Here is a 25,891-nt window from a genome sequence, read left to right on the forward strand (position 1 = left end):
CATGAAGCAGCAATTCCAAGCACGCCGCGTGTTCCTGAAAACGGCCGCCGTCACCGGCCTCGCGCTGTCCGGGCCCGCGCATGCACTGGCGGCCGCGCGCAAGGCGGCGGCCGCGGGCGACCCGTGGCGCCAGGCCGATGCCATCGCCAAGCGGCTCGCCAACCCCGTGAAATTCCGCAAGGCGGAGTACGTCGTCACGGACTTCGGCGCGGCACCGTGCCAGCTCGCGCCCGTGCAGGCGTGGATATCGTTCGAGGACCAGGCAACGTTGCAGACCCCGGCGCCCGGCGCGCAGGACTGCCATGCCGCGTTCAAGGCCGCCATCGAACGCTGCCATGCGGAGGGCGGCGGCCGCGTCGTGATCCCGCGCGGCGACTGGTTCTGCGCCGGCCCGATCGTGCTGCTGTCGAACGTGAACGTGCACCTGGCCGCCGGCGCCCACGTCTACTTCAGCAACGACCCGGCCGATTATGCGAAATACGGCGACGTCGATTGCGGTCCGAACGGCAAGCTGGTCGTGTCGCGCTGGCAGAGCAACGACTGCCTGAACTTCTCGTCGATGATCTATGCGCGCGACCAGCACAATATCGCGCTCACCGGCGACGACTGGACGGCGATCCTCGACGGCCAGGGCGGCGTCCCGTTCCCCGGCCGCGCCGACTGCTGGTGGACGTGGAAGGGCAAGAACGCGACGATCAACTCGGTCGCGCAGGACAAGTCGCCGAACTACGTGCCCGGCAAGCTGGCGCAGAACCAGGTCAACGAACTGAATCCGGCGTCGCTGGCCGACGTCGCGCCTGGCCTGCCGGATGAAATGCGGCTGCTGATCCAGGGCGCGGGCGACAAATGGCGCGCGGACGACGCCTACCTGCCCGCGCTGTCGGAAGCGGGCGTACCGCTCGCGCGGCGCGTGTTCGGGCTCGGGCACTACCTGCGCCCGCCGATGATCCAGCTGATCGGCTGCACCGACGTCCTGCTCGAAGGCTACCAGGTGACGCACACGCCGTTCTGGCAGCACCATCCCGTCGCGTGCCGCAACCTCGCGATCCGCAACGTGCACGCGAACAGCCTCGGGCCGAACAGCGACGGCTTCGATCCGGAAAGCTGCGACACGGTGCTCGTGGAGGGCTGCCAGTTCAACACGGGCGACGACTGCATCGCCATCAAGGCCGGCAAGAACCGCGACATCCAATACGGCGCGGCGCGCAACATCGTCATCCAGAAGTGCACGATGCAGAGCGGCCACGGCGCCGTCACCCTCGGCAGCGAGATGGCGGGCGGCATCGAGAACGTGTACGCGCGCGACCTCGTGTTCGAGAACATGAACTGGGCGACGAATCCGCTGAACACGGCGATCCGCCTGAAGACGAACATGAACCGCGGCGGTTTTCTCCGCAACTTCCACGTCCATAACGTGAGCATCCCGAACGGCGTGCAGACGAGTCCCTCGTTCTACGCGCCGCTGCCCGGTTCACCGATCGAGCCGAAGACCGTCGCCGCGGCGGCCGGCGCCGTCGTGACGTTCGATTGCGACTACACGCCGCGCGCGGACAACGTGCGCGTGCGCCCGCCGGAGGTGCGCAACGTGCACATTTCGAAGGTCACGGTCGGCAACGTCAGGACGAAGGCCGGCGCCACGGCGTCGTGCTACCAGGCGTTCGTCATCCTGGGCCCCGTCGCCTCGGACTACAACGGCCCGGCACCCGCACCGGCCGTGCTGCCCGTCCGCGACGTCACGATCACGGACTGCGACTTCGGCGCGCCCGCCAACGCGGCGCATCCGTGGTACACGTATCACGTGCGGGGCCTGAAACTGTCCAACGTCGTCATCGGCGGCAAGCGCTACGACACGACGCTGTCCGCCTGAAGACCGGCGCCCGCGCGGCGCATGCTCTACAATGCCGTCACCAAAAATCTCGATGGGATGGATGATGGCGACACCGGCGTTCAACTACGGCTCCGACGTCTCGGGCCTGGTCTGGGGCTTCCTGCTGGAGGACGGCGCGGCGACGCCGCTCGACGCGCAGGACGCTGCCCACTGGTTGCGCGCGCCGGCCGCCGGGCAGTTCGTCTGGCTCCACTTCAACCTGTCGAACGCGGCCAGCGAGCGGTGGCTGCGCGCCCACGCCGGCCTGCCCGACGAATTCTACGAGACCCTGCACCAGGGGTCGCGCTCCACGCGCATCGAGGTGGCGGACGATGCCCTGATCGCGGTCGTCAACGACGTGCTGCATAATTTTTCCGTCGACACGGCCGAGATCTCCACGTTGTGGGTGCACGTGACGCCGCGCGGCGTCATCACCGCGCGCCGCAAGCCGCTGGAATCCATCGAGCGCCTGCGCCAGGACGTACTGCAAGGCGCGCCGCTGCGATCGAGCGTCGAACTGCTCGTGCACCTGCTGCGCGACCAGGCCGACGTCCTCGTCAACATCGTGCGCGACGCCGTGGCGCGCGTCGACGCGACCGAAGACCAGCTCCTGGCGGGCCGCCTCACGCGCCGGCGCGAGGACCTGGGCGCGCTGCGGCGCGTGCTCGTGCGCTTGCAGCGGCTGCTGGCACCGGAGCCGGCCGCCCTCTTCCGCCTGCTACAGCGGCCACCCGCCTGGGTCGCGCCGGACGACCGCCAGGAACTGCGCCAGTCGACCGAGGAATTCACCGTCGTGCTGTCCGACCTGGCCGCGCTGCAGGAACGCATCAAGCTGCTGCAGGAAGAGATCGCGGCGCAGGTCAACGAGGACAACAACCGCAGCCTGTTCCTGCTGACGATCGTGACGGTGATGGCGCTGCCCATCAACCTGATCGCGGGCCTCCTGGGCATGAACGTGGGCGGCGTGCCGCTGTCGCAGCATCCGCACGGATTCTGGGTCGTGCTGCTCTTCACCGCGCTCGTCACGGGCGCCCTCGCGTGGCTGCTGCTGCGGCTGCAGCGGCCCCGGTAGCCCGTAACACGGGCGTACCATATGAAAACAAGATATTTTCGGCCGCATTGGGCATAACTCGTTTCCCGCCGTCACGCTAAGCTTCTTGCCTCAGGAAAAGCCCGCACGCCAGTGCAGCCGTGCGCGCCGCCGGCGACGGTAGAATGGCCGCAAACACCGGCACGAGCCTCTGCTTCGCCCGGTCCGCGCGCCGCTCCGCCTGCGGCTTTTCGAGCATCCTATTTCCGAATCGCAGAAGAAGACCATGTTCAATCCATCCGACCATCCGCACCGCCGTTACAACCCCCTCATGGGCGACTGGGTTCTCGTGTCCCCGCACCGCGCCAAGCGGCCGTGGCAGGGGCAGCAGGAAGCCGTCGACCGCTCGGCCAGGCCGTCGCACGACCCGACCTGCTACCTGTGCCCGGGCAATACCCGCGTCAACGGCGAAAAGAACCCCGACTACACGGGCACCTATGTGTTCGAGAACGACTTCGCCGCGCTCATGCCCGACACGCCGGAAGCGGCGCCGGGCGCCGATCCGCTGTTCCAGACGATGAGCGCGCGCGGCACGAGCCGCGTGATCTGCTTCTCGCCGGACCACGCCAAGTCGCTGCCGCAGCTGTCGGTACCGGCCATCGAAGGCGTCATCGACACGTGGTGCGCGCAGGCCGCGGAACTCGGCGCCAAGTACCGCTGGGTCCAGGTCTTCGAGAACAAGGGCGCCGTGATGGGCTGCTCGAACCCGCACCCGCACGGCCAGATCTGGGCCACGAGCTATGTGCCGAACCTGCCCGCCGCGGAAGACCGCCAGCAGAAGGCGTATCACGCCGAGCAGGGCCGCCGCCTGCTGCTGGACGTCGCCGAGCGCGAGATCGCCGCGCAGGAACGTGTCGTCGTGCAGACGGAACACTGGGTCGCCATCGTCCCGTACTGGGCCGCCTGGCCGTTCGAGACGCTCGTGCTGCCCCGCTTCGCCGTGCGCCGCCTGGAAGAGCTGCAGCCCGCCCAGCGCGCCGACCTGGCCGTCCTGCTGAAGCGCCTGACCACGCGCTACGACAACCTGTTCCAGACGTCGTTCCCGTATTCGATGGGCTGGCACGGTGCGCCGTACGGCGTGTCGGACGCGGACGCCGAAGGCTGGCAGCTGCACGCCCACTTCTACCCGCCGCTGCTCCGTTCCGCCTCGGTGCGCAAGTTCATGGTCGGCTTCGAGATGCTGGCGGAAGCCCAGCGCGACCTGACCCCGGAACAGGCGGCCGACCGCCTGCGTGCGCAATCCGAAGTGCACTACCTTGAATCCGACACATCTGCCAATACCTGACATGACCGACCACCGCCTTTCCCGTACCGCCGCCGCCTTCGAAACCGCATTCGGCGCCGCACCGACGCTGTTCGTCCAGGCGCCCGGCCGCGTCAACCTGATCGGCGAGCACACCGACTACAACGACGGCCTCGTGCTCCCCTGCGCCATCGACTACCGCACCGCCATCGCCGCGAAACCGCGCAGCGACCGCAAGGTGCGCGTCGTGGCGGCCGACTACGGCGACGCGCTCGACGAATACGACCTCGACGCCCCCATCGACCGCGTCGGCCAGCCGATGTGGGCCAACTACGTGCGCGGCGTCGTCGACCAGTTCGTCAAGCGCGGCCTGCCCGTGCAAGGCATGGACATGGCGATCGCCGGCGACGTGCCGCAGGGCGCGGGCCTGTCGTCGTCGGCGTCGCTGTCGGTCGCCGTCGGCCGCCTGTTCGCCACGTTACCCGGCTTCGAGGCGCTGTCCCCGATCGACATCGCCCTGATCGCGCAGGCGTCGGAAAACGACTTCGTCGGCACCAAGTGCGGCAACATGGACCAGATCAGCTCCGCGTGCGGCGTCGAAGGTCACGCACTGATGATCGACTGCCGTTCGCTCGACGTGAAACCCGTGCCGATGCCGGACAACGCCGCCATCATGATCTTCAACTCGAACGTCACGCGCGGCCTCGTCGACAGCGCGTACAACGTCCGCCGCGAACAGTGCGAGACGGCGGCCCGCCACTTCGGCCTCCCCGCCCTGCGCGACCTCGACATGGCGACGCTGCAGGCGCGTGCCGGTGAACTCGACCCCGTCGTGCTGCGCCGCGCGCGCCACGTCGTCACGGAAGACGACCGCGTGCTGGCCGCGGCCGACGCGCTGGCTGCCGGCGACCTCGAACGCCTGGGCGAGCTGATGGCCGCGTCGCATGCGTCGATGCGCGACGACTTCGAAATCACCGTGCCCGCCATCGACAACCTCGTCGCCATCGTCAAGGACGTGATCGGGACGCAAGGCGGCGTGCGCATGACGGGCGGCGGCTTCGGCGGCTGCGTGGTGGCCGTCGTGCCGCACGCGCTGGTCGACGCGGCACGCGCGGCCGTCGAGCGCGAGTACCGCTCGCCGGACGGCAAGCCGGCCACGATCTACGTGTGCAAACCGGCGGCAGGCGCCGGACGCGTCACGCCATGATGTACCAGGCGGCGGCCGACCGCTACGGCAGCATGCCGTATCCGCACTGCGGCCGCAGCGGCTTGCGGCTGTCCGCCGTGTCGCTGGGGTTGTGGCACAACTTCGGCGGCAATGACGATTTCGACCGCCAGCGCTGGATCGTGCGCACGGCGTTCGACAACGGCGTCACGTGCTTCGACCTCGCCAACAACTACGGCCCGCCGCCCGGGTCGGCCGAGGAAAACTTTGGCCGCCTGCTCGCGCGCGACCTGAAGCCGTATCGCGACGAGATGGTCGTGTGCACGAAGGCCGGCTACACGATGTGGCCGGGTCCGTACGGCGACTGGGGCAGCCGCAAATACCTCGTCGCGAGCCTGGACCAGAGCCTGAAGCGCATGGGCCTGGACTACGTCGACATCTTCTATCACCACCGTCCCGATCCGAACACGCCGCTGGAGGAAACGATGGCGGCGCTGGACACCATCGTGCGCAGTGGCCGCGCGCTGTACGCGGGCATCTCGAACTACGACGGCGAACGCACGGCGGCGGCCGCGGCGGAACTGCGCCGCCTGGGCACGCCGTTCGTGATCCACCAGATGCGCTACAACATGCTCGTGCGCCAGCCGGAGACGGACCTGCTCCCGGTGCTCGAACGGGAAGGCATCGGCGGCATCGCCTTCTCGCCGCTGGCGCAGGGCCTCCTCACGGACCGCTATCTCGGCGGCGCCCTGCCGCCTGACTCGCGCGCGGCCGGCTCCGTCGGGTTCCTGAAGCCGGAGCACATCACGCCGGAACGCCTCGCGACCATCGCGGCGCTGAACGAGATCGCACGCACGGGCGGGCGCACGCTCGCGCAACTGGCGCTCGCGTGGGTGCGGCGCCAACCGTCGATCGCTTCCGTGCTGATCGGGGCCAGCAAGCCGCAGCAGGTGCTCGACGCCGTGAAGGCCGTGCAGATGGCGCCGCTGGCGGGCGATGAGATCGCGGCGGTGGAGGCGATATTGGGCGGGCAGTCGTAACGGCAGCCTGCCACGACGCAAAGTTATTCCGACCTGCGCGCGAACCAGGTCGCCAGCGCCGAGCCGGACGGGTTGTGCCACACGCTGAACAGCGCGCTGGGCACTGCGGCCAGCGCGCTGAAATGCGCGGCCGCGAGCGCGGCGCCAAGGCCGGAATTCTGCATGCCCGTCTCGAACATCACGGCCTTGCGCTTCGCGAGGTTCATGCCGAACGCGCGGGCAAAGACGTAGCCGAGCGCGAAGCCCAGCAAGTTGTGCAGGATGACGGCCGCGAACATCAGCAAGCCGTTCGTCAGCAGCTTGGGCTGGGTGAGCGCGACGATGATCGCGATGATCAGCACGATGGCCACCGTGGACACGAGCGGCAGCGCCTGCGCGCTGGCCGCCGCCTGCCGGCGGAACAACGTCTTGACGACGAGGCCCAGCGCGATCGGCACGATCACGACCTCCACGATGTCCTTGAACAGCGAGGCCGTGTTAATGGTCATCCACTGGCCAGCCAGCAGCGACACGAGCGCCGGTGTCGCAAACGGCGCGATCAACGTGGACACCGAGCCGATCGACACCCCGAGCGCGACGTCGCCCTTGGACAGGAACGTCATCACGTTGGACGCCGTGCCGCTCGGGCAGCAGCCGACGAGGATCACGCCGACGGCGATCTCCGGCGGCAGGCGCAGCGCGACGGCCAGCACGTAGGCGATGCCGGGCATGATGAGGTAGTGGCCAACGACGCCGATCGCGACGTCCTTCGGCCGCCGGAACACGTCGCGGAAGTCCGCGGCCGACAAGGTCAGGCCCATGCCGAACATGACGATGCCCAGCAGCGGCGCGATCCACGTCTTGTAGCCGATGAACAGCGGCGGCGCGAAGAACCCGAGGGCGGCGAACAGCAGCACCCACAAGGAAAAGGTCTTGCCGACGAAGGCGCTGGCTTTTTCGACTGCGTTCACGCGGGTGGTCTCCTCGTTCGATAACTGATCCGTTCCGCATTATATGTCCGCCGCCCTCACCTTCGGCAGATGTGCTGGTGATCCGCATGGGCGATCCGGCGACGCTGGGCCGGGTCCGTGTCGCCTTGCGGCCGAGCGCATGCTGGCGGACGGCAGGCTCGCCCGTGCGCCGGCACTGCACGTTCGACGTGGGACCGCCGCGCCTGTGCGCGGACGACCGCTAGCGCCGCAGCGCCAGGTCTGCCACGAGCGCCAGCACGAGCGTGAACGACATCGCCTTCCAGAACAGCAGCGGGCTCCGTTCGATCAGCGGCGTACGTCGCTGCTCGAGGAAGGCGCCGTTCGGATGGTGCAGGTCGTACACGAATTCGGACACGTCCTCGTAGCGCCGGCGCGGGTCGATCTGCAGCGCCTTGCGCAGCGCGGCGTCGACCCAGGCGGGGATGCCCGGGTCGTGGTCGCGCGCGGACCGGTACACGAGCTTGCGCTGCGCCGCGCGCGGGATCTCGACGCCGTACGGCAGCTCGCCCGTCAGCATCAGGTACGTGAGGACGCCCAGCGCGAACACGTCCGAGCGCACCGTGCCGTGCTCGCCGAGGAAGTACTCGGGTGCGGCATACAGCGCGGCGCCCTGCAGGGTCCAGTCCTCCGCATGCGGTGCCATCTCGACGACGCCGGCCACGCTCACGGACCCGAAGTCGATGATGCGGGCGTTGCCGTCCCCGTCGATCATGACGTTTTCCGGCCGCACGTCCTGGTGCAGCATGTCGAGGCGGTGGAAGGCGCGCAGCCCTTTCGCCACCTGGTCGACGATGCGGCGCACGGCGTCCAGGCCGGGACGGGGCCGGTCGCGCAGCCATTGCGCGAGCGTCACGCCGTCGATGTATTCCGTGGCAACGTACACGCAGCTGCGCCGCCGCGCGGGCGCCGGCCGGACGACGTGCGGACTGCGCACGCGCCCCATGACCCACTCCTCCATCACGAAGCGTTCCATGTGGGCGCCGTCGCCGGCCAGGTCAGTCGAGGGCGTCTTGAGGATCACGTGCGCGCCGCTGTCCGGGTCGAGCGCGAGGTAGACGTGGCTGCGGCTGCTGCCGTGGACCTCGCGCACGATGCGGTAGCCGTCGAGCTCCGCGCGCGGCTCCAGCTGCGGCGGCAGCGGCAGGCCCGCCATCTGGCGCAGCAGCTCGGACGCCTCGCGCGCCTGCAGCGATTCGATGCGCACGAACTGCACGGTGAGGTTGTCCGGGCTGCCGTTCTCCAGCGCGCGCTCCACGAGCCGGCATGCGGCCGCATCGAGGTCGGGCGCGTCCTCCAGCGCGGCGTGCACGTCGGCCCCCGTCACGTGCTCGTAAACGCCGTCCGTCGCGAGCATGAACAGGTCGCCCGCGTCGAGGGCGACGGAGCGGTAGTCGATGTCGATCCGGTCCTGCACGCCCAGCGCGCGGCTCAGGTAGCTGCGCTCGGGCGATACCCACACGCGGTGGTCCGTCGTCACCTGTTCCAGGCTGGCGCCCTGCGCGCCCATGTGGACGCGGTACAGGCGGGCGTCGCCGACGTGGAACACGTGCGCCGTGTTCGACTTGATGACGAGCGCAGTGAACGTGCAGACGTAGCCGCGGTCCTGGTCGTAGCGGTCCTGGCTCTGGCGCGTCTGCGCGTACAGCCAGGCGTTGACCGCGGCCAGCACGCGTTCGGCGGACGTCCTGACCGACCAGGCGTCCGACGTGGCGTAGTAATCCTCGAGGAACGAAGCCACGGCCGTGGCGCTGGCGACGTGGCTCACGTCACTGCTGCCGATGCCATCCGCCAGCGCGAGCGCCGCGCCCTTCGTCGCGCGCAGCGATTCGCGCGGCAGCGCGGCCCCGTGGCAATCCTGGTTCGAGGGCTTGCGGCCCCGGTCCGTGTGCTGGCCGACGGACAGGGTCAGTGGTGTCGACATCAGGCGCCGGCCCGCGCGTCGTACGCGCTCAGTTGAACGAGCGCTTCGGCGCCGTCTTCACGTGCGTCGAGTACAAGGTGAGGCCCGTGAACGCGAGGCCGCCCACGAGGTTGCCCAGCACGGTCGGGATCTCGTTCCACAGCAGGTAGTCGAGGAACGTGAAGTGCGCGCCGGTCAGGATCCCGAACGGGAACAGGAACATGTTGACCACCGAGTGTTCGAACGCCATCGCGAAGAACAGCATCACGGGCATCCACATGGCGATGACCTTGCCGCCGACGGTGGTCGAGATCATGGCGCCCACGACGCCCGTCGACACCATCCAGTTGCACAGCATGCCGCGGATGAACAGCGTGACCATGCCGGCGAAGCCGTATTCCGCATAGCCCAGCGTGCGCTTCTCGCCGATCGTGCCGATCGTCTTGGCCAGCGCGCCGCCGTCCGTGTGGTAGCCGAACGTGAAGACGTACGACATCAGCACGGCCACCGTGAGCGCGCCGAGGAAGTTACCGGCGAAGACGATGCCCCAGTGCTTGATCACGCGCGGCAAGGTGACGCCGGGGCGCTTGTCGATCAGCGCGAGCGGCGTGAGGACGAACACGCCCGTCAGCAGGTCGAAGCCGAGCAGGTACAGCATGCAGAAGCCCACCGGGAACAGCAGCGCCCCGATCAGCGGCACGCCGGTGGCAACCGAGCAGCTTACCGCGAACACCGCCGACAAGGCAAGGATGGCGCCGGCCATGTAGGCGCGGATCAGCGCGTCGCGCGTCGACATATAGATCTTGGACTCGCCCGCGTCGACCATCTTGGTCACGAATTCTGAAGGCACCAGGTATGCCATGAAACTTCTCCCTCGGGGCCGCGCTGGGCGGCATTGATTGAACGACGATTCGGCGTCGGTTGCGCCGTCGTAGGGAGTGATGCAAGAAGCGGGCCTGATGAGACTACGCTGGCGGCCCGGCGCGGACGGGCACGCGGCGCACCGGCAGCGTGCGCCTGCCGCGCGCTGGTGCATGGTCGCACCAGGCCGGCAACGACTGTCACCCGTCATGCACACGAACGGCGCACGCCCGCCGCCGCGGCGCCTTTGTCGTGCGTGCTGCACGAAAACGGGACGGGGCCGAGCGCGCGTAGCCTTGTGGCGGCCTGTGTGTCAGGCGCCGAACCACGTGTGCATGGCGTCGCGCAAGCCTTGCGCGTCGCCGTCACCGGCCCATGCGACGTACCCGTCTGGCCGGACGAGCACCGCCCCCGGCAACGGGACGGCGCCGATGACGGGAAGTTCGCACGTCCCTGCAAACGTCGCGCCGAACCGCCGGACGCGGTCGCCACCCGGGCGGGCCGTCCCCGCGAAGTCGAGCAGCACGGGCCGCGCGTCGCGCAGCAATGCGTAGACGCGGGTCGGACCGTCCGCCGTCACGATGTCCAGGTCGGGCATGCGCCGGCCGACGAGCGGGTGGTGCGCGTCAGGGGCGTAGGTGACGTCCATGCCGGCGATCATGGCGCCAAAGCGCCGGCGCGGCTCGTCCATCGAGAGCATCTCCGCGACGAATTCCCCCAACACCGGCGTCCGATCGTCCGGCCGCCGAAGGACGCCCTGCGCGATCGTATTGCGCAGCACGCGCGCCGCGGCGGGATGGCGCTCTGCCTCAAAGGTATCGAGCAGCGCGTCGGGCGAGACGTCCTGAACGACCTGCGCCAGCTTCCATCCCAGGTTGACGGCATCCTGCACGCCGAGGTTCAAGCCCTGCCCGCCCAGTGGCGGGTGGATGTGCGCGGCGTCGCCAGCGAGCAGGATGCGCCCCTTGCGATAGGCGTCCGCTTGCCGCGTCGCGTCGGAAAAGCGCGACAGCCACGTGGGCGCGTGGACGCCGAAATCGGTGCCGTAGATCGTTTTCAAGCCCGCCGCGAGTTCGTCCAAGGTCGGTTCGCCGGCCGCGCGCGGATCGCGTCCCGCCAGCACGACGCCGACCGTCTCGCCATCCTCCATCAGCGACATCGCATGGCGGCCGGACGCGTCCTCGTGGAAGCCGAGCACGGGCTTCTCCGTCATCTTGACCTCCGCGATGATCCAGCTCGTGGACGCATCCCAGCCGGGGAAGCCGATGCCGGCCTGCTTGCGCACGGTGCTGCGCCCGCCGTCGCAGCCGACGAGCCAGCCGGCCCGCAGCGTGTCGCCGTGCGTCGTCGTGACGTCGACACCGTCCGCGCCGCACGCGATGCGGGCGAGTTCGCGGTCGCGATAGATCGGCACGCACAGTTCGTCGGCCCATTCGGCCAGCAATCGCTCGGTCTTTTCCTGCGCCAGCGCGAGCAGGTAGTTGTGCCGGGTCGGGGCATCGCCGATGTCGAGCGGGACGTGGAAGCTGACGCGGGGATGGGTCCTGCCCGCGGCGAGGAAGCGGTCGACGATCCCGCGCTGGTCCAGCAGTTCGAGCGTGCGCGCATGCAGGCCACCCGCGCGTCCGCCCGCGCGCGCCTGTGTCGGCTTGCGCTCGACGATGGCGGCGTCCACGCCCGCGAGCGCCAGTTCGGCGGCCAGCATCAGGCCGGTGGGTCCGGCGCCGACGATGATGACGTCATGGTCTGTTCGCTGCATCCGGATCTCCTTGGTGGTGTGACGCGAGGTCGGGAAGAATGGCCGCCGGCGCCGCCGGCGCCAGGCGGGGCAAGGGCCGTCAGGATACACCAAAAAAAACGGCGCGCCGCCCGAAGGCAAGCGCGCCGCTGGCAGCGGCAGGACGGCACCGCCGTGCCGCCTTGCCCCGTCCGGAAAATCAGAAGTGGATCAGAAGTGGTATTCGGCCTTCACCATCGGCGTGCTGGCCGACGCGCCCGGCACGTGCTTGCTGTCGTTGCCGAACTTGTTGTGCCAGTACTGGTAGGCGACGCCCGCGCGGAAGGTCTTGGCCTTGGCGCCCATCAGCGGGCCCAGGTCGTACATCAGCTGCATGTCGATGTTTGTCTCCGGCGCCGTCTGGTTGCCGAATTCGTCCTTGCCTTTCGACGCGATCCAGTTCGCGAAGCCTTCCCACGACAGGCCCGTCGTCCCGATCGGGAACGCCCACACGGCGCCCAGCATCGGGTGCGTGTCGTAACGGTAGCGCGGCGTGGAGACGCCCGTGAACTGGTTCGTCGGCGCGTTGCTCTCCCACAGGCCGTACACGCCCACGTTCAACAGGCCAGGCACCTTGAACGCGAGCGTCGGGCCGACGACCAGCATGCGTTTCTTCGAGTTGTAGCCGGCGTCGTTCTTCGTATTGACGTCGAAGCCGAAGGTCATGCCGACGTCGCTCACGGGGCCATACGCGAATTCCTTGCCGCTCACCTTGCCCAGCGAGACCGTGTTGCGGTACACGAGGTAGAACTCCTGCGCACCCGAGCTGGCGCCGGGGGCCGACGGGTCGGACTTGTTCGACAGCAGGACGTCCAGGTTGAAGAAGTTCGTGCCGTAGGCATAACCGCTCACGTGGTTGATGTCGATGATGTCCTTGTGGATCTCGTCGGCGTTGAACGGCTCGCGGAAGCGGCTGCCGGTGCGGTAGCCGATCGACGTGTCGCTCCATTCGGCGGCCTGGACGGACGTTGCCGCGCACGCGCACAGCGCCATGGTCAGGACGGTTTTTTTCATGCTTTGCTCCCTTGGACGATAGTTGGGTTGTTGTTGGTGGCGCCCGCGTCTCCATGGCTTTCGGCCGGGATGTCGCGGGTACCGTTGAAGAAGAGGTTCAGTGCGACCGCGGCGACGGCGGTCAACAGAATGCCCGACTCCAGCAACGGATGCAGGCTGTGGGCCATCTGCTGGGCCCAGCGCGGCGCCACCAGCGGGATCAGGCCGAAGCCGATCGACAGGGCGACAATATACAGGTTGTAGCGGTTGTTCCGGAAGTCCACGCGCGTCAGGATGCGGATGCCTGCTGCTGCAACCATACCGAACATCACGAGACCGGCACCGCCCAGCACGAACTGGGGGATCGCCTCCACCAGCGCCGCCATCTTCGGCAGCATGCCCAGCACGATCATGATGCCGCCACCGGCCACGCACACCCAGCGGCTCTTCACTCCGGTCACGGCGACGAGGCCGACGTTCTGCGAAAAACTCGTGTGCGGGAAGGTGTTCAACAGGCCGCCGAGCAGGGTGCCCAGGCCGTCCGTGCGCAGGCCGGCCGCGAGCTGCTTGCGGTCGAGGTCCTTGCCCGTCAACTCCGAGAGCGCGAGGAACATGCCGGCCGACTCGATCATCACGACGATCATCACGACGGCGAACGTGACGATCATGACGAGGTCGAACGTGGGCGCGCCGAATGCCAGCGGCGTCACGAGCTGGAACCACGCGGCCTTGCCGACCTTGTCGAAGTTCATATCACCGAACGCGAACGTGACGACACAACCGGCCACGATGCCCAGCAGGACGGAGATATTCGCGAGGAAGCCGCGGCAGAACCGCACGAGGCACAGCACGACGACGAGCACGAACGCGGCGATGCCGAGGTGGTCGAGGGCGCCGTAGTTCGGGTTCGGCGTCATCGGCACGGGGCCGGCCAGCTTCAGCGCGGGCGCCTCGGCTCCCGGCGGCAGCGCGGCCGCGGCTTGGGCGCTGCTTGCGCGCGCCGCATCGACCATCGCGGCCAGCTTGACCGTGTCGACGCTTTGCGCCGTGTTGTCCGGACCGCCCATGGCCCAGCCCACGCCCACGCGCATCAACGTCACGCCGATGATCAGGATGATGGTGCCCGTGACGACGGGTGGAAAATAGCGCAGCAGGCGGCTCATCAACGGTGCGATCAGCAGCGCAATGGCGCCCGCGCCGATGCCGGCGCCGAAGATCGCCCGCGCCCCGTCCACGCCGGGCACGGCGTTCGCGATGGCTACCATCGGCCCGACGGCCGCGAAGGTCACGCCCATCATCACGGGCAGGCGGATGCCGAACCAGGACGTGAGGCCGAGGGATTGGACCAGTGTCACGATGCCGCAGCAGAACAGGTCGGCCGAGATCAGCATGCTGACCTGTTCGGGAGGCAGTTTGAGTGCGCGTCCCACGATGAGCGGGACTGCGATGGCGCCGGCGTACATGACGAGGACGTGTTGCAACCCGAGCGCACCGAGGCGCGCGAGGGGCAACCGTTCGTCCACCGGGTGGCGGGACGGCTGATTCATGCATAGTCTCCTGATATGTTTTTTATGAACTGCTGGTACTGCGGTACTGCGTGTACTGCTGGACTGCGTTCGAAACAAAAGAAGCATGCCGCCCGCCACGTGCCGGCCGCGTGGGCCGGGGCGCGAGCGTGTCCGACGGCCACCGTGCGGGCCGCCGGACAGGGTACGACGGGTCAGTTGGTCGGCGCGCCCTCTTCGTACCAGCGCTTGATGAGGTTGCGCTCATCGGGCGTGATCTGCGTCGCGTTATTCAACGGCATCAGCTTGAGTACCACGGCCTGCTGGTACATCTGCTGGGCGTGACGCTTGATCGAGTCGGGCGAATCGAACGAGATGCCCTTGCTCGCCATCGCGGCCGAGTGGCACATCGAGCAGCGCTGGGCGACGACGCCTTTCACCTGTTCGAAGCTGACGTTCTGCGCGGTGGCGCCGACGGCCGCCGCGCTGTTGGCGGGTGCGCCGACCGGGGCCGCGGACGCGATCGTCGGCGCCTCGATCTCGGGTTTCGGGACCAGGTACACGATGAGGCCCATCAGGGCGGCGACGCCGAAGCCGGCATATTCCCACGGCACGCGCTTGCCGTGCACCATGGCCTTGTGGCGGGCGACGAAGCTCTGGCGGATCAGGGCGCCCGTCAGCATCATGAGGACCAGCACGACCCAGTTGTTCTCGCCCGAGTACAGCCAGCCGTAGTGGTTCGACAGCATGGCGAACAGCACGGGCAACGTGAAATACGTGTTGTGGACGCTGCGCTGCTTGGCGCGCCAGCCGTAGATCGGGTCGACCGGCTGGCCGGCCTTCAGCTGGGCGACGACCTTGCGCTGGCCCGGGATGATCCAGAAGAACACGTTGGCGCTCATCGACGTCGCGAGCATCGCGCCCACCAGCAGGAAGGCGGCACGGCCCGCGTACAGCTGGCACGCGAGCCAGGCGGCGAAGACGACGAACACGAAGATGATGCCGCCGACGATGGCGTCGCCGTTCTTCTTGCGACCGAACGTGCGGCAGATGGTGTCGTAGACGAGCCAGAACGCGACGAGGAAACCGAGCGCGGTGCCGACGGCGGCGCCTGGCGTCCAGTCGTGCACCTGCTTGTCGACCATGAACGTGCCGGCATTGAAGAGGTATAGCACGGTGAACAAGCCGAAGCCGGACAGCCACGTCGCGTAGCTCTCCCAATAGAACCAGTGCAGGCCCTCGGGCATGGATTTCGGCGCCACGAGGTATTTTTGCGGGTGGTAGAAACCGCCGCCGTGGACGGCCCACAGTTCGCCGTCGACGCCCTTTTCCACGAGGTCGGGAGACGTGGGCTTGGTCAGCGAATTGTCGAGGAAGACGAAGTAGAACGAAGCGCCGATCCAGGCGATCGCCGTGATGACGTGGGTCCAGCGCAACAGCAGGTTGGCCCAGTCGAGCAGATAGGATTCCATAGAGCCTCTAAGACAAAGGAAGCATGGCGCGAACGGCACACCATACTGTCCCATCACCACAGCGGGCTCTGTGAGGGGCAAATCATCGCAACCACCGGCGCCGGGTTCGATCCCGATACCGATGTGCTCCGCGGCGACATCTACAACTGTATACGATCTTTCAAAAAATGTGGAAAGTTTTTATGACAAGAACAAGAACTGGTGCTTACGAGCCACGGTAGGTCGAGTAGGCCCACGGGCTGACGAGCAGCGGCACGTGGTAGTGGCCGTTCGCATCGGCAATACCGAACTCCAGCGGCACCACGTCGAGGAACGCGGGCTCGGGCAGGTTCACGCCCTTCTCGCGGAAGTACGCGGCCACCGCGAACGTCAGACGATAGCGGCCGGCCGCCATCGTCTCCGCATTCAGCAGCGGGCCGCCGTCGTTGCGGCCGTCGCTATTCAAGGTGAGCGTCTTGATCGTGCGCGCGCCGCCGTTGCCGTCGAGCGCTTCGAGCGTCACGCGCATGCCGGCCGCGGGGCAGCCGTTCATCGTATCGAGCACGTGGGTGCTGAGGTGTCCCATCTGTTTTCCTTTCACGGTTGAGAAATTGCATACACTTTGTGTTTTCTTTTTTTCGAAAAGTGTATACACTCCAAGCACGATGTCAATCACTTATTGTGTGAACGCCCCATGAGCCGAGCCCGTACTCCCCTGCAGATCGTCCCGCTGACCAACGCTGCCAAGAACCATGATACGCCCGCTGGCGTACCGGCCGGCAGCGCCACGCAGCGCATCGTCGATGCCATCACGACCGCGATCGCGGAACGCCGCCTGATGCCGGGCACGAAACTGTCCGAACAGAAGATCGGCGACATCTTCAAGGTGTCGCGCACCGTCGTGCGGCAGGCGTTCAACCAGCTGTCGCGCGACCGCCTCGTCGTGCTGGAACCGGCGCGCGGCGCGTTCGTCGCCACGCCCACGGCCGAGGAAGCGAACGACGTGTTCGAAGTGCGCGCGATCCTCGAGACAGCCGTGACGAAACAGTTGTGCGCGACGATCACCGACGCGCAAGTCAGGCAGTTGCGCGACCACCTGGAATTGGAGCGCGCCGCCGTCGACAACGCCGAAGTGCCGGGGCGCACCCGTTTGCTGGGCGACTTCCACCTCGTGCTGGCGCAAATGCTCGGCAACCAGGTGCTCGTGCAGATGCTGTCCGAACTCCTGACTCGCTCCTCGCTGATCGCGCTGATGCGCCAGTCGTCGCAGTCGGCCGAAGAATCGCTGGACGAGCACGTGGCCATCGTCGACGCCTTCGAAAAGCGCGACGTCAAGACAGCCGTGCGCCTCGTCTCGAAACACCTGGCCAACGTGCAGCACAACCTGCACCTCGATCCGCAGCGCGTCGACCTGGCCGACATCCTCCACCCGTGAACAAAGACAAAGCCATCATGACCCAGCACTATCCACGCGATCTCGCCGGCTATGGCCGGGAGCAACCGTACGCCGACTGGCCGGGCCACGCCCGCGTCGCCGTGCAATTCGTCCTGAACTACGAAGAAGGCGGCGAGAACAGCGTGCTGCACGGCGACGCCGGCAGCGAGCAATTCCTGTCCGAGATGTTCAACCCGCCATCGTTCCCGACGCGTCACCTGTCGATGGAAAGCATCTACGAATACGGGTCGCGCGTGGGTGTGTGGCGCATCCTGCGCGAATTCGAGAAGCGCGGCCTGCCGCTGACGATCTTCGGCGTCGGCATGGCGCTGGAACGCTCGCCCGACGTGACGGCGGCATTCAAGGCGCTGGGCCACGAGATCGCCTGCCACGGCCACCGGTGGATCAGCTACCAGAACGTCGACGAAGCGACGGAGCGCGCCGACATGGCGCGCGGGATGGACGCGATCGAACGCCTGACGGGAGAACGGGCGCTGGGCTGGTACACGGGCCGCGACAGCCCGAACACGCGCCGTCTCGTGGCCGACTACGGCGGCTTCGAATACGACAGCGACTACTACGGCGACGACCTGCCGTTCTGGCTGAAGGTGCGCAAGACGGACGGCACGCACGCCCCGCAACTGGTCGTGCCGTACACCCTGGACGCGAACGACATGCGCTTCGCCCTGCCGCAGGGCTTCTCGCACGGCGACCCGTTCCTGTCCTACCTGCGCGACGCGTTCGACGTGCACTACCAGGAAGGCGGCGACCGCCCATCGATCATGAGCATCGGCATGCACTGCCGCCTGCTGGGCCGCCCCGGGCGCTTCCGCGCGCTGCAGCGGTTCCTGGACTACATCGAACAGCACGACCGCGTGTGGGTCGCGCGCCGCGTCGACATCGCGCGCCACTGGAAGACCGTACACCCCTACAACCCCGACACCGCATTCGCGTGGGAGTAAACAAGACATGCTGACTTTGGAGACACTCAACGCCGCCGACGAGGCGGGCTTCACCGCCTTGCTGGACGGCGTCTACGAACACTCGCCGTGGATCGCAGGCCGCGCGTGGGCCAAGCGCCCGTTCTCCACGCTGGCCCGGCTGAAGCGCGGCCTCGTGGAAGCCGTGCGCGCCGCATCGCGCGACGAGCAACTGGGCCTGATCCGCGCCCACCCGGAGCTCGCGGGCAAGGCGATGGTCGCGAAATCGCTGACGGCGGAATCGACGAATGAACAGAACAAGGCCGGCCTGACGAATTGCACGCCCGAGGAATTCGCGACCATTCAACAGCTGAACGCCGACTACAACGCGAAGTTCGGCTTCCCGTTCATCCTCGCCGTGCGTGGCCCGCGCGGCCTGGGCTTGCCGAAGGCGGAGATCATCGCCACGTTCGCGCGCCGCCTCGCGAACGGCCCGGACTTCGAATTCGCGGAAGCCCTGCGCAACATCCACCGCATCGCCGAGATCCGCCTGGACGACAAGTTCGGCCAGGAGCCCGTGTTCGGCAACCTCGTGTGGGACTGGCACGAACAGCTGGCCGTCCACAGCGAACCGGGTTACGCGGAACGCGGAGAGCTGTGCGTCACGTACCTGACCGATGCGCACCGCGCGACGGCCGCCCAGCTGGCGCAATGGATGCGCGAAGACTGCGGTTTCGACGACGTCACCATCGACGCCGTCGGCAACGTGGTCGGCATCTACCACGGCGCCGACCGTTCCGCGCAACGCCTGTTGACCGGCTCGCACTACGACACCGTGCGCAACGGCGGCAAGTACGACGGCCGCCTGGGCATCCTCGTGCCGATGGCCTGCGTGCGCGAACTGCACCGCCAGGGCAAGCGCCTCGCGTACGGCATCGAAGTCGTCGGCTTCGCGGAAGAGGAAGGCCAGCGCTACAAGGCCGTGTTCCTCGGGTCGGGCGCCTTGTGCGGCGGGTTCGACACGGCATGGCTCGACCAGCAGGACGCAGACGGCATCACGATGCGCGCCGCGATGGCGAACGCGGGCCTGAACGTGGACGACATCGCGGCGCTGAAGCGCGATCCATCCAAGTATCTCGGCTTCGTGGAGACGCACATCGAGCAAGGTCCCGTGCTGAACGACCTCGACCTGCCGCTGGGTGTCGTCACGTCCATCAACGGCAGCGTGCGTTTCGTCGGCGAGATCGTCGGTGTCGCCAGCCACGCGGGCACGACGCCGATGACGATGCGGCGCGACGCCGCCGCGGCTGCAGCCGAACTGGTGCTGTTCGCAGAGCGGCGCGGCGGCGCGGTATCGGACCTCGTCGCCACCGTCGGCATGCTGGAGGTGCCGAACGGTTCCATCAACGTCGTGCCGGGCCGCTGCCGCTTCTCGCTGGACGTGCGCGCCACGACGAATGCCGTGCGCGACGCGGCGGCCGCCGACATCCAGGCCGAACTCGCGGCAATCTGCGCGCGCAGGGGCCTGCAATTCTCGCTCGAAGAGACGATGCGCGCCGCAGCCGCGCCCTGCGCGACCGAGTGGCGCCAGCGCTGGGAACGCGCGGTGGAGACGCTGGGTCTCCCCGTCTTCCGCATGCCCAGCGGCGCCGGCCACGACGCCATGAAGATCCACGACATCCTGCCGCAGGCGATGCTGTTCCTGCGCGGGCTGAACGCGGGCATCAGTCACAACCCGCTCGAATCCATCACCAACCACGACGCCGACCTGTGCGTCCGCGCTTTCCAGACTCTTCTCGACCAACTTGCCACGGAAGCCTGACATGACCACGACCGCAAAGACCCCATACGAGGCGCTCGACGCCTGGATCGACACCCATTTCGACGAGGAAGTGCGCTTCCTGCAGGAGCTCGTGCGCGTGCCGACCGACACCCCGCCCGGCAATAACGCACCGCACGCCGAGCGCACCGCCGACCTGCTGCAGGCCTTCGGCTTCGAAGCGGAAAAGCACGCGGTGCCTGCGCCCGCCGTGCACGCCGCCGGCCTGGAAACGATCACGAACCTCGTCGTGCGCCGCAAGTACGGCCCGGGACGCACGGTGGCGCTGAACGCCCACGGCGACGTCGTGCCGCCGGGCGAAGGCTGGACGCACGATCCATACGGCGGCGACGTCGAGGGCGGCAAGCTGTTCGGCCGCGCGGCCGCCGTCAGCAAATCCGACTTCGCCACGTTCACGTTCGCCACGCGCGCGCTGGAAGCGCTGGGCGCCACGTTGAAGGGCGGCGTCGAACTGTACTTCACGTACGACGAGGAATTCGGCGGAGAACTCGGCCCCGGCTGGCTGCTGCAGCAAGGCCTCGTCAAGCCCGACCTCCTGATCGCGGCTGGCTTCAGCTACCAGGTCATCACGGCGCACAACGGCTGCCTGCAGATGGAAGTGACGGTCAACGGCAAGATGGGCCATGCGGCCGTGCCGGAAACGGGCGTCGACGCGCTGCAGGCCGCCACGCGCATCCTCGTCGCGCTGTACGACCAGAACACGCAGTACAAGCAGGTCAAGAGCCAGGTCAAGGGCATCAATCACCCATACTTGAACGTGGGCCTGATCGAAGGCGGCACGAACACGAACGTCGTGCCCGGCAAGGTCGTGCTGAAGCTCGACCGCCGCATGATCCCGGAAGAGAACCCGGCGGAAGTGGAAGCGACGATCCGCAAGGTGATACAGGACGCCGCCGCCGGCCAGCCGGGCATCACCGTCGAGATCAAGCGCATGCTGCTGGCGAACGCGCTGCAACCGCTGGACGGCAACCGTCCGCTGGTCGACGCGCTGTCGCGCCACGCCACGAACGTATTCGGCGAGGAGATCGGCGCGGCCGGCACGCCGCTGTACACGGACGCGCGCCTGTTCGGCGAAGCGGGCGTCCCGGCCGTGCTGTACGGCTGCGGCCCGCGCACGGTCGGCGAAAGCAACGCCAAGCGCGCTGACGAGCACATCGACCTGGAAGACCTGCGCCGCGCGACGAAGGTCGTGGCGCGCGCGCTGTTCGACCTGCTCGATTGACGTTTTGATTTGGACGTGACGCGGCCTGCGGACGCGGCACCCGCCCCGACAAGACTTCGAGCGGTGTTCAGTAGGGTGGGCACCCCGTGCCCACGCGTGACGCCTGTATGACGCAGACATTCGCGTGGGCGAAGGGGTGCCCTCCCTACCCGTCATCGCCCGAACGTTGCCAGATACACCGTCGGTATCGCGACAGGCACCACCTTCCCCATCAGCGTGGCGACGATCACTACCGCGACGATGACACCTGCCCCCGCCGTCCACGCGACGACCACCCCGCCCCGCCGCAGCGCGCAACCGAGGTGCGCGAACAGCGCCGCCACCGCGAGAAAATAGTACGGCGCGAAGAACAGCACGAACGGCCACACGTGCAGCCCGGCCGCGGCGAAATAGAAATTCGTATCGAGCCCGCCGACGATCCGCGCGGCCAGCACCGCACCCACGTGGATGGCCAGGAACAGGGCGATGTAGGCGCCGGACCCGGCCTGCAACCAGGCGATGAGCATCCTGCGCCGGTGCCTTCCCGTCCACAGCATCGACAGGCCGCTCGCCGCTTGCAGCGCGGCGCACGCCAGCAGCACGGCTTCGACGACGGGGTGCCGGTACACGAACCGCCCCTGCTCCATGAAGCGCACGTGTGCGTCGACGCCGGCCAGTGCGGCCAGGTGGTTCGCGATGTGCACCGTCACGAACACGGCCAGGACGGCACCGGCGGCCCGGTGCAGGCGGCGCGGCGCGATCATCGCGGGCGGGCCGCGAGACGCAACGTCAGCGGCGTCCGCGGCCTGAGCGTGATGTTGAAGACAGGCTGCGGCGGCGCCATCCCGGCCGGCACCGCGACCGTGTAGCGCTGCAGGAACTGCGCGGCCAGCACCGTCATTTCCGCCAGCGCCAGGTGCTGGCCGAGGCAGACGCGCGGCCCCGTCCCGAACGGCATGAACGCGCCGCGCGGGATGGCCGGCGCATCGGCGGCAAAGCGTTCGGGCCGGAACGCGTGCGGCTCGGGAAACCAGCGCGCATCGTGGTGCATCAGTTGCAGCGGCACGGCGAAGATCGTTCGCGCCGGCAGTTCCCAACCGCCCAGCGTGACGGGCCGCACCGCGCGGCGCGAGATCAGCACGGGCGCCGCCGGGTACAGCCGCAGCGTTTCCTGCAGCGTGCGCCCGAGATAGGCCAGCGACGGCAGGTCAGCGGCCGTGGGCACGCGGCCCTGCAGCACGGCGTCGACCTCGGCGTGGGCGAGCGCCTGCGCGTCCGGATTCGCGGCCATGCACCACGACCACCAGGTCAGCGTGGCCGCAGTCGTCTCGTGGCCCGCAAGGAAGGCGGTCATGCATTCGTCGCGCACGGCTTTCAACGGCCACGTGGCCGGATCGGCGACGTGCAGCGCGAGCAGCCGCGTGAGCAGATCCTGCGGCCACTCGGCCTGCGGCACGCGCATGCGCGCACGCACGTGGCCGCCGATCAGCCGGTCGAGCGTGGCGATCGCGCGCCGCTTGGTGCGCTTCCACGGCATCCAGTCGGGCCAGCTGGCGGGCCAGTACATCTCCGCGTTCCCCGCGACGCTCGCCGCGTGCACGGCGAGTTCGGCGTCGCGCGCATCGGCCGTGATGCCGCTGCTGAACATCATCCGCAGGATCACGTCCATGCCGAGCGACGTGAACGCGCTTTCGATGGGCCAGGCGTCGGCAGCGGTCGGCCACTGTGCGAACGCGGCATCGGCCGCCTGCGCAATCGCGGGCACGAATGCCTGCACGGGCCTGGGCGCGAACGGCGGCTGCAGGGCCTGGCGCTTCGTCCGCCATGCGGCGCCTTCGCTCGTCAGCGTGCTGTGTCCGTGCACTTGCGAGAACACGTCGATGGCGCGCTCCCAGCGCACGAGCGCGTCGTGCTGGTCGACGAGAAGTTCACGCACGAGCTGCGGATCGGTGACGATCACCTCGTGTTCGGGCCAGATGCGCACGTGCACCAGGTCGCCGTACGCGCGGCGCCAGCCGTCGAGCGTCCCGAACAGGTCTTGCTTCATCCGGGGCAGGAACTGCCAGCCCGTCAGGCCGGAAGGCGGGCCCGGAGGCCAGGTGCCGGGTGGATGGGATGCCAGCGGCGCGGACGCCGCGCCGGCGTGGAAGGGGCAGGATGGGGGCGTGGTCGGTTTCATGTCGCCCATTCTCGGCCGGCGGCCCGGCGCCGTATTGAACGGAAACGACATCACCGGGATGAGTTTTCGTGAGTTTTTCGCCCCGTCCCCGCGCTTATACTTGGGGTCCACTTTTCAGGAGGCCGCATGGACATCCATACCCGCATCGTCGCCGTACTCCACATCGTCCTCGGCGTGCTCGGCGCGGCCGTTCCGCTGCTCATGGGCCTCGTGCTGGGCGGGGCTGCCGCTTTCATGCGGGACGCGCAGTTGCCGGGGTTCGTCCTCGGCCTCGGTGCCGTGTTCCTCGGCTTCTTCATCCTGCTGGCACTCGTCGACGTGGTCGCCGGCGTGGCGCTGCTGAAAGGCAGTCGCACTGCACGCGTGTTCGTCATCGTCATCAGTGCGCTTGGCCTGTTCAGCTTTCCGTTCGGGACGCTGGTCGGCGCCTATTCGCTGTGGGCCTTGCTGCGCAAACAGACGACGCTGGACATGGCCTGACGGCAGTCGGTGGGCCGTTCAGGCCCGCCGCGCAAAGATCAGCTGCACGAGATCGTCCGCGACGGCCTGCAACTGGGCCGGATCGCGATACACCCGCTCCAGCACGACCATGCCCCGCGTCGTCGTCGCGACGAGACGCGCGGCCGATACGGGCGGTAGCGCGAGCCGTCCCGCTGCGTCGGGCCGCGCCAGGCGCTCGACCAACTGGGCCTGCACGCTGTCCAGCAGGCCGCGCAGCGCGGCGCGGATCGCATCGTCCATTGCCGTCTCGTCGGTCGCCGTCTTCGTCGACAGGCAACCGCGCGTGATCGCATCGTCGTCGACCGCGGTCACCGTGTCGATCGTAAAGCGCAGGTAGCGCCGCAGCGCCTCCTCCGCCGTGGGCGCGTCGAGCGCGTCGCGCAGGCGCGCGAGGAACCACGTCCGGTAGCGCTCGAAGATCCGCAGGAACAGCGCCTGCTTGTCGCCGTACGCGTGGTACAGCGAACCGCGCAGGACGCCCGTCGCCTGGGCGATGTCCTGCATCGACGTCGCGCCGAACCCGCGTCGCCAGAACAGCAGCATCGCACGGTCCAGCACCTCGTTTTCGTCGAATTGTTTAGTGCCTGCCATGGCAAGGATTGTCGCCATTCTTGACACACCTGTCAAGTTTGACTAACCTGTCAAACATACGCCGCCATCCGCGCCGCGCCACTCGACAAGGACGAAGCCATGGATACGAACCCGGACACCACGCTGGACACCGCCGCGGCCACGCGCGCCATCCTGGCCGGCCTGTGCGCGAGCCTCGTCGGCATCGGTCTCGCGCGCTTCGCGTACACGCCGCTGATACCGCCGCTGATCGAGGCGCACTGGTTCGCGGCGCGCGACGTCGTGTTCCTCGGCGCCGCCAACCTGCTCGGCTACCTGGCCGGCGCGCTCGCGGGCCGGCCGCTGGCCGCACGCATTGGCGCGCGGCGCACGCTGCAGGCCATGATGGCGCTCGCGTCCCTCGCCTTTTTCGCCTGCGCCGTGCCGCTGTCCGTCGCGTGGTTCTTCGGCTGGCGTTTCCTCTCGGGCCTCGCGGGCGGCATCATCATGGTGCTGGCCGCACTCACGATCCTGCCGCGGCTGCCGGCGGAACGGCGCGGCGCCGCGGGCGGCGCGATCTTCCTCGGCCTGGGCCTCGGCATCGCGGCATCGGGCACCGTCGTGCCGCTGCTGCTGAACGAAGGACTCGCCGCCACCTGGGCCGGCCTCGGTGCGTTGTCCCTGCTGCTCACGTTGGCCAGCTGGCGCTGGTGGCCGCATGGCCCGGCGTCCGCGTCCGTTGCGGCCGGCGGCAAAGCGCCCGCGCGCGCGGCCTTTGCGCTGAAGCTCGTCTACGGCCAGTACGCACTGCAGGCCGTCGGCCTCGTGCCGATGATGGTCTTCCTCGTCGACTACGTCGCGCGCGGGCTGCACATGGGCACGCACACGGCGGCGCTGTTCTGGATCGTCTACGGCATCGGCGCGACGGCCGGGCCGATGCTGTACGGGATCGCAGGCGAGCGCATGGGGATCGGCAACGCAACGCGTCTCACGCTGGCCCTGCAGATCGGCGCGGCGGCAGCGCTGGTCCTCGCACATCACGTGGCCATCCTCGTTGCCGCCACGTTCGTCATCGGCACCTACCCACCCGGCATCGTGCCGCTGACGCTCGGCCGCATCCGCCACACGCTGCCGCAGGACGTGCCTGCCCAGGGCGCCGCGTGGAGCCGCGCGACGACCGTGTTCGCCCTGTTCCAGGCGCTGGCCGGTTACGCGTATTCCTGGCTGTTCGCGGCGACCGGCGGCGACCACCGCTACCCGATGCTGGTCGGTGCCGCCGCGTTCGCACTGGCCCTGGTGGCGGACCTGCTGCTGGCGCGCGCGGCGTGGCAGCCCGCGCGGCACGCGGGGGCGATGCCCGTCGCGGCGACCGGCGGCGAGCGCGGCACGACCTCCTCGTAGTC

General features: G+C 68.3%; 23 protein-coding genes. 12 read left to right on the forward strand and 11 right to left on the reverse strand.

The features are described from left to right. The first annotated feature begins 1 nt into the window (after nucleotide 1). From HAV22_RS00595 to HAV22_RS00615, 5 genes are all read left to right on the forward strand, one after another. Nucleotides 2–1,867, forward strand: coding sequence for a glycoside hydrolase family 28 protein (locus tag HAV22_RS00595; RefSeq protein WP_166855449.1), 1,866 nt, complete (start codon nucleotides 2–4; stop codon nucleotides 1,865–1,867). A 64-nt stretch (nucleotides 1,868–1,931) separates the two neighbouring features. Further along, complete coding sequence (locus HAV22_RS00600) at nucleotides 1,932–2,939, forward strand: transporter (RefSeq protein ID WP_166856318.1); 1,008 nt, start codon at nucleotides 1,932–1,934, stop codon at nucleotides 2,937–2,939. Between the two features lie 244 nt (nucleotides 2,940–3,183). Then, complete coding sequence (locus HAV22_RS00605) at nucleotides 3,184–4,242, forward strand: UDP-glucose--hexose-1-phosphate uridylyltransferase (protein ID WP_166855451.1); 1,059 nt, start codon at nucleotides 3,184–3,186, stop codon at nucleotides 4,240–4,242. Nucleotide 4,243: 1 nt separating this feature from the next. After that, nucleotides 4,244–5,407 (forward strand): galactokinase, encoded by a 1,164-nt coding sequence (gene galK, locus HAV22_RS00610; RefSeq protein WP_166855453.1) that lies wholly within the window; start codon nucleotides 4,244–4,246, stop codon nucleotides 5,405–5,407. Next, nucleotides 5,404–6,405 carry an aldo/keto reductase gene (locus HAV22_RS00615; protein ID WP_166855456.1) on the forward strand — a complete coding sequence of 334 codons (1,002 nt, stop codon included), beginning with the start codon at nucleotides 5,404–5,406 and terminating at the stop codon, nucleotides 6,403–6,405. Before galK ends, HAV22_RS00615 begins: the two co-directional genes overlap by 4 nt. A 23-nt stretch (nucleotides 6,406–6,428) precedes the next feature. On the opposite strand, the gene HAV22_RS00620 is transcribed toward HAV22_RS00615, so the two are convergent. Beyond that, on the reverse strand, nucleotides 6,429–7,355 hold the full coding sequence (locus HAV22_RS00620) for a bile acid:sodium symporter family protein (protein ID WP_166855457.1): 927 nt from the start codon (nucleotides 7,353–7,355) through the stop codon (nucleotides 6,429–6,431). Between the two features lie 86 nt (nucleotides 7,356–7,441). On the opposite strand from HAV22_RS00620, the gene HAV22_RS00625 reads away from it, so the two are divergent. Continuing rightward, nucleotides 7,442–7,579 (forward strand): hypothetical protein, encoded by a 138-nt coding sequence (locus HAV22_RS00625; RefSeq protein ID WP_166855459.1) that lies wholly within the window; start codon nucleotides 7,442–7,444, stop codon nucleotides 7,577–7,579. On the opposite strand, the gene HAV22_RS00630 is transcribed toward HAV22_RS00625, so the two are convergent. From HAV22_RS00630 to uraH, 7 genes are all read right to left on the reverse strand, one after another. After that, nucleotides 7,576–9,297 carry a bifunctional protein-serine/threonine kinase/phosphatase gene (locus HAV22_RS00630; protein ID WP_166855461.1) on the reverse strand — a complete coding sequence of 574 codons (1,722 nt, stop codon included), beginning with the start codon at nucleotides 9,295–9,297 and terminating at the stop codon, nucleotides 7,576–7,578. The genes HAV22_RS00625 and HAV22_RS00630 overlap by 4 nt on opposite strands. A 28-nt stretch (nucleotides 9,298–9,325) precedes the next feature. Continuing rightward, nucleotides 9,326–10,138: a formate/nitrite transporter family protein gene (locus HAV22_RS00635; RefSeq protein WP_166855464.1), complete on the reverse strand. Its 813-nt coding sequence runs from the start codon at nucleotides 10,136–10,138 to the stop codon at nucleotides 9,326–9,328. 312 nt (nucleotides 10,139–10,450) lie between these two features. Further along, nucleotides 10,451–11,896: an FAD-dependent oxidoreductase gene (locus HAV22_RS00640; RefSeq protein WP_166855466.1), complete on the reverse strand. Its 1,446-nt coding sequence runs from the start codon at nucleotides 11,894–11,896 to the stop codon at nucleotides 10,451–10,453. A gap of 189 nt (nucleotides 11,897–12,085) precedes the next feature. Beyond that, the gene (locus HAV22_RS00645; RefSeq protein ID WP_166855468.1) at nucleotides 12,086–12,928 is read right to left on the reverse strand and encodes an outer envelope protein; all 843 of its coding nucleotides are present in this window, start codon (nucleotides 12,926–12,928) and stop codon (nucleotides 12,086–12,088) included. Continuing rightward, nucleotides 12,925–14,454: a nucleobase:cation symporter-2 family protein gene (locus tag HAV22_RS00650; RefSeq protein ID WP_166855470.1), complete on the reverse strand. Its 1,530-nt coding sequence runs from the start codon at nucleotides 14,452–14,454 to the stop codon at nucleotides 12,925–12,927. The genes HAV22_RS00645 and HAV22_RS00650 overlap by 4 nt, the downstream gene beginning before the upstream one ends. A gap of 173 nt (nucleotides 14,455–14,627) precedes the next feature. Continuing rightward, the gene (locus HAV22_RS00655) at nucleotides 14,628–15,884 is read right to left on the reverse strand and encodes a urate hydroxylase PuuD (RefSeq protein WP_166855472.1); all 1,257 of its coding nucleotides are present in this window, start codon (nucleotides 15,882–15,884) and stop codon (nucleotides 14,628–14,630) included. 205 nt (nucleotides 15,885–16,089) lie between these two features. Continuing rightward, the gene (gene uraH / locus HAV22_RS00660) at nucleotides 16,090–16,449 is read right to left on the reverse strand and encodes a hydroxyisourate hydrolase (protein ID WP_166855473.1); all 360 of its coding nucleotides are present in this window, start codon (nucleotides 16,447–16,449) and stop codon (nucleotides 16,090–16,092) included. Nucleotides 16,450–16,557: 108 nt separating this feature from the next. On the opposite strand from uraH, the gene HAV22_RS00665 reads away from it, so the two are divergent. From HAV22_RS00665 to HAV22_RS00680, 4 genes are read left to right on the forward strand one after another with little or no spacing between them, the layout of a single operon-like run. Continuing rightward, nucleotides 16,558–17,298, forward strand: a complete 741-nt coding sequence (locus HAV22_RS00665; protein ID WP_166855475.1) for a GntR family transcriptional regulator — start codon at nucleotides 16,558–16,560, stop codon at nucleotides 17,296–17,298. A 17-nt stretch (nucleotides 17,299–17,315) separates the two neighbouring features. Then, on the forward strand, nucleotides 17,316–18,260 hold the full coding sequence (gene puuE, locus HAV22_RS00670; RefSeq protein WP_166856320.1) for an allantoinase PuuE: 945 nt from the start codon (nucleotides 17,316–17,318) through the stop codon (nucleotides 18,258–18,260). 7 nt (nucleotides 18,261–18,267) lie between these two features. After that, complete coding sequence (uraD, locus tag HAV22_RS00675) at nucleotides 18,268–20,040, forward strand: 2-oxo-4-hydroxy-4-carboxy-5-ureidoimidazoline decarboxylase (protein WP_166855477.1); 1,773 nt, start codon at nucleotides 18,268–18,270, stop codon at nucleotides 20,038–20,040. A 1-nt stretch (nucleotide 20,041) separates the two neighbouring features. Next, nucleotides 20,042–21,280, forward strand: coding sequence for a M20 family metallopeptidase (locus HAV22_RS00680; RefSeq protein WP_166855479.1), 1,239 nt, complete (start codon nucleotides 20,042–20,044; stop codon nucleotides 21,278–21,280). Nucleotides 21,281–21,432: 152 nt separating this feature from the next. Here HAV22_RS00680 and HAV22_RS00685 read toward each other — a convergent pair whose 3' ends face one another. Then, nucleotides 21,433–22,023, reverse strand: coding sequence for a hypothetical protein (locus HAV22_RS00685; protein WP_166855481.1), 591 nt, complete (start codon nucleotides 22,021–22,023; stop codon nucleotides 21,433–21,435). Next, complete coding sequence (locus HAV22_RS00690; protein ID WP_208296000.1) at nucleotides 22,020–23,438, reverse strand: cytochrome P450; 1,419 nt, start codon at nucleotides 23,436–23,438, stop codon at nucleotides 22,020–22,022. Before HAV22_RS00690 ends, HAV22_RS00685 begins: the two co-directional genes overlap by 4 nt. A gap of 126 nt (nucleotides 23,439–23,564) precedes the next feature. On the opposite strand from HAV22_RS00690, the gene HAV22_RS00695 reads away from it, so the two are divergent. Beyond that, entirely contained in the window at nucleotides 23,565–23,918 is a 354-nt protein-coding gene (locus HAV22_RS00695) for a hypothetical protein (protein WP_166855485.1), read from the forward strand. 18 nt (nucleotides 23,919–23,936) lie between these two features. Here HAV22_RS00695 and HAV22_RS00700 read toward each other — a convergent pair whose 3' ends face one another. Continuing rightward, complete coding sequence (locus tag HAV22_RS00700; protein ID WP_166855487.1) at nucleotides 23,937–24,530, reverse strand: TetR/AcrR family transcriptional regulator; 594 nt, start codon at nucleotides 24,528–24,530, stop codon at nucleotides 23,937–23,939. A 99-nt stretch (nucleotides 24,531–24,629) separates the two neighbouring features. On the opposite strand from HAV22_RS00700, the gene HAV22_RS00705 reads away from it, so the two are divergent. Then, complete coding sequence (locus HAV22_RS00705) at nucleotides 24,630–25,889, forward strand: YbfB/YjiJ family MFS transporter (RefSeq protein WP_166855489.1); 1,260 nt, start codon at nucleotides 24,630–24,632, stop codon at nucleotides 25,887–25,889. The last annotated feature ends 2 nt before the right edge of the window (nucleotides 25,890–25,891 follow it).

The sequence above is a fragment of the Telluria antibiotica genome (genome assembly GCF_011682055.1).
Taxonomy (GTDB): domain Bacteria; phylum Pseudomonadota; class Gammaproteobacteria; order Burkholderiales; family Burkholderiaceae_D; genus Telluria; species Telluria antibiotica.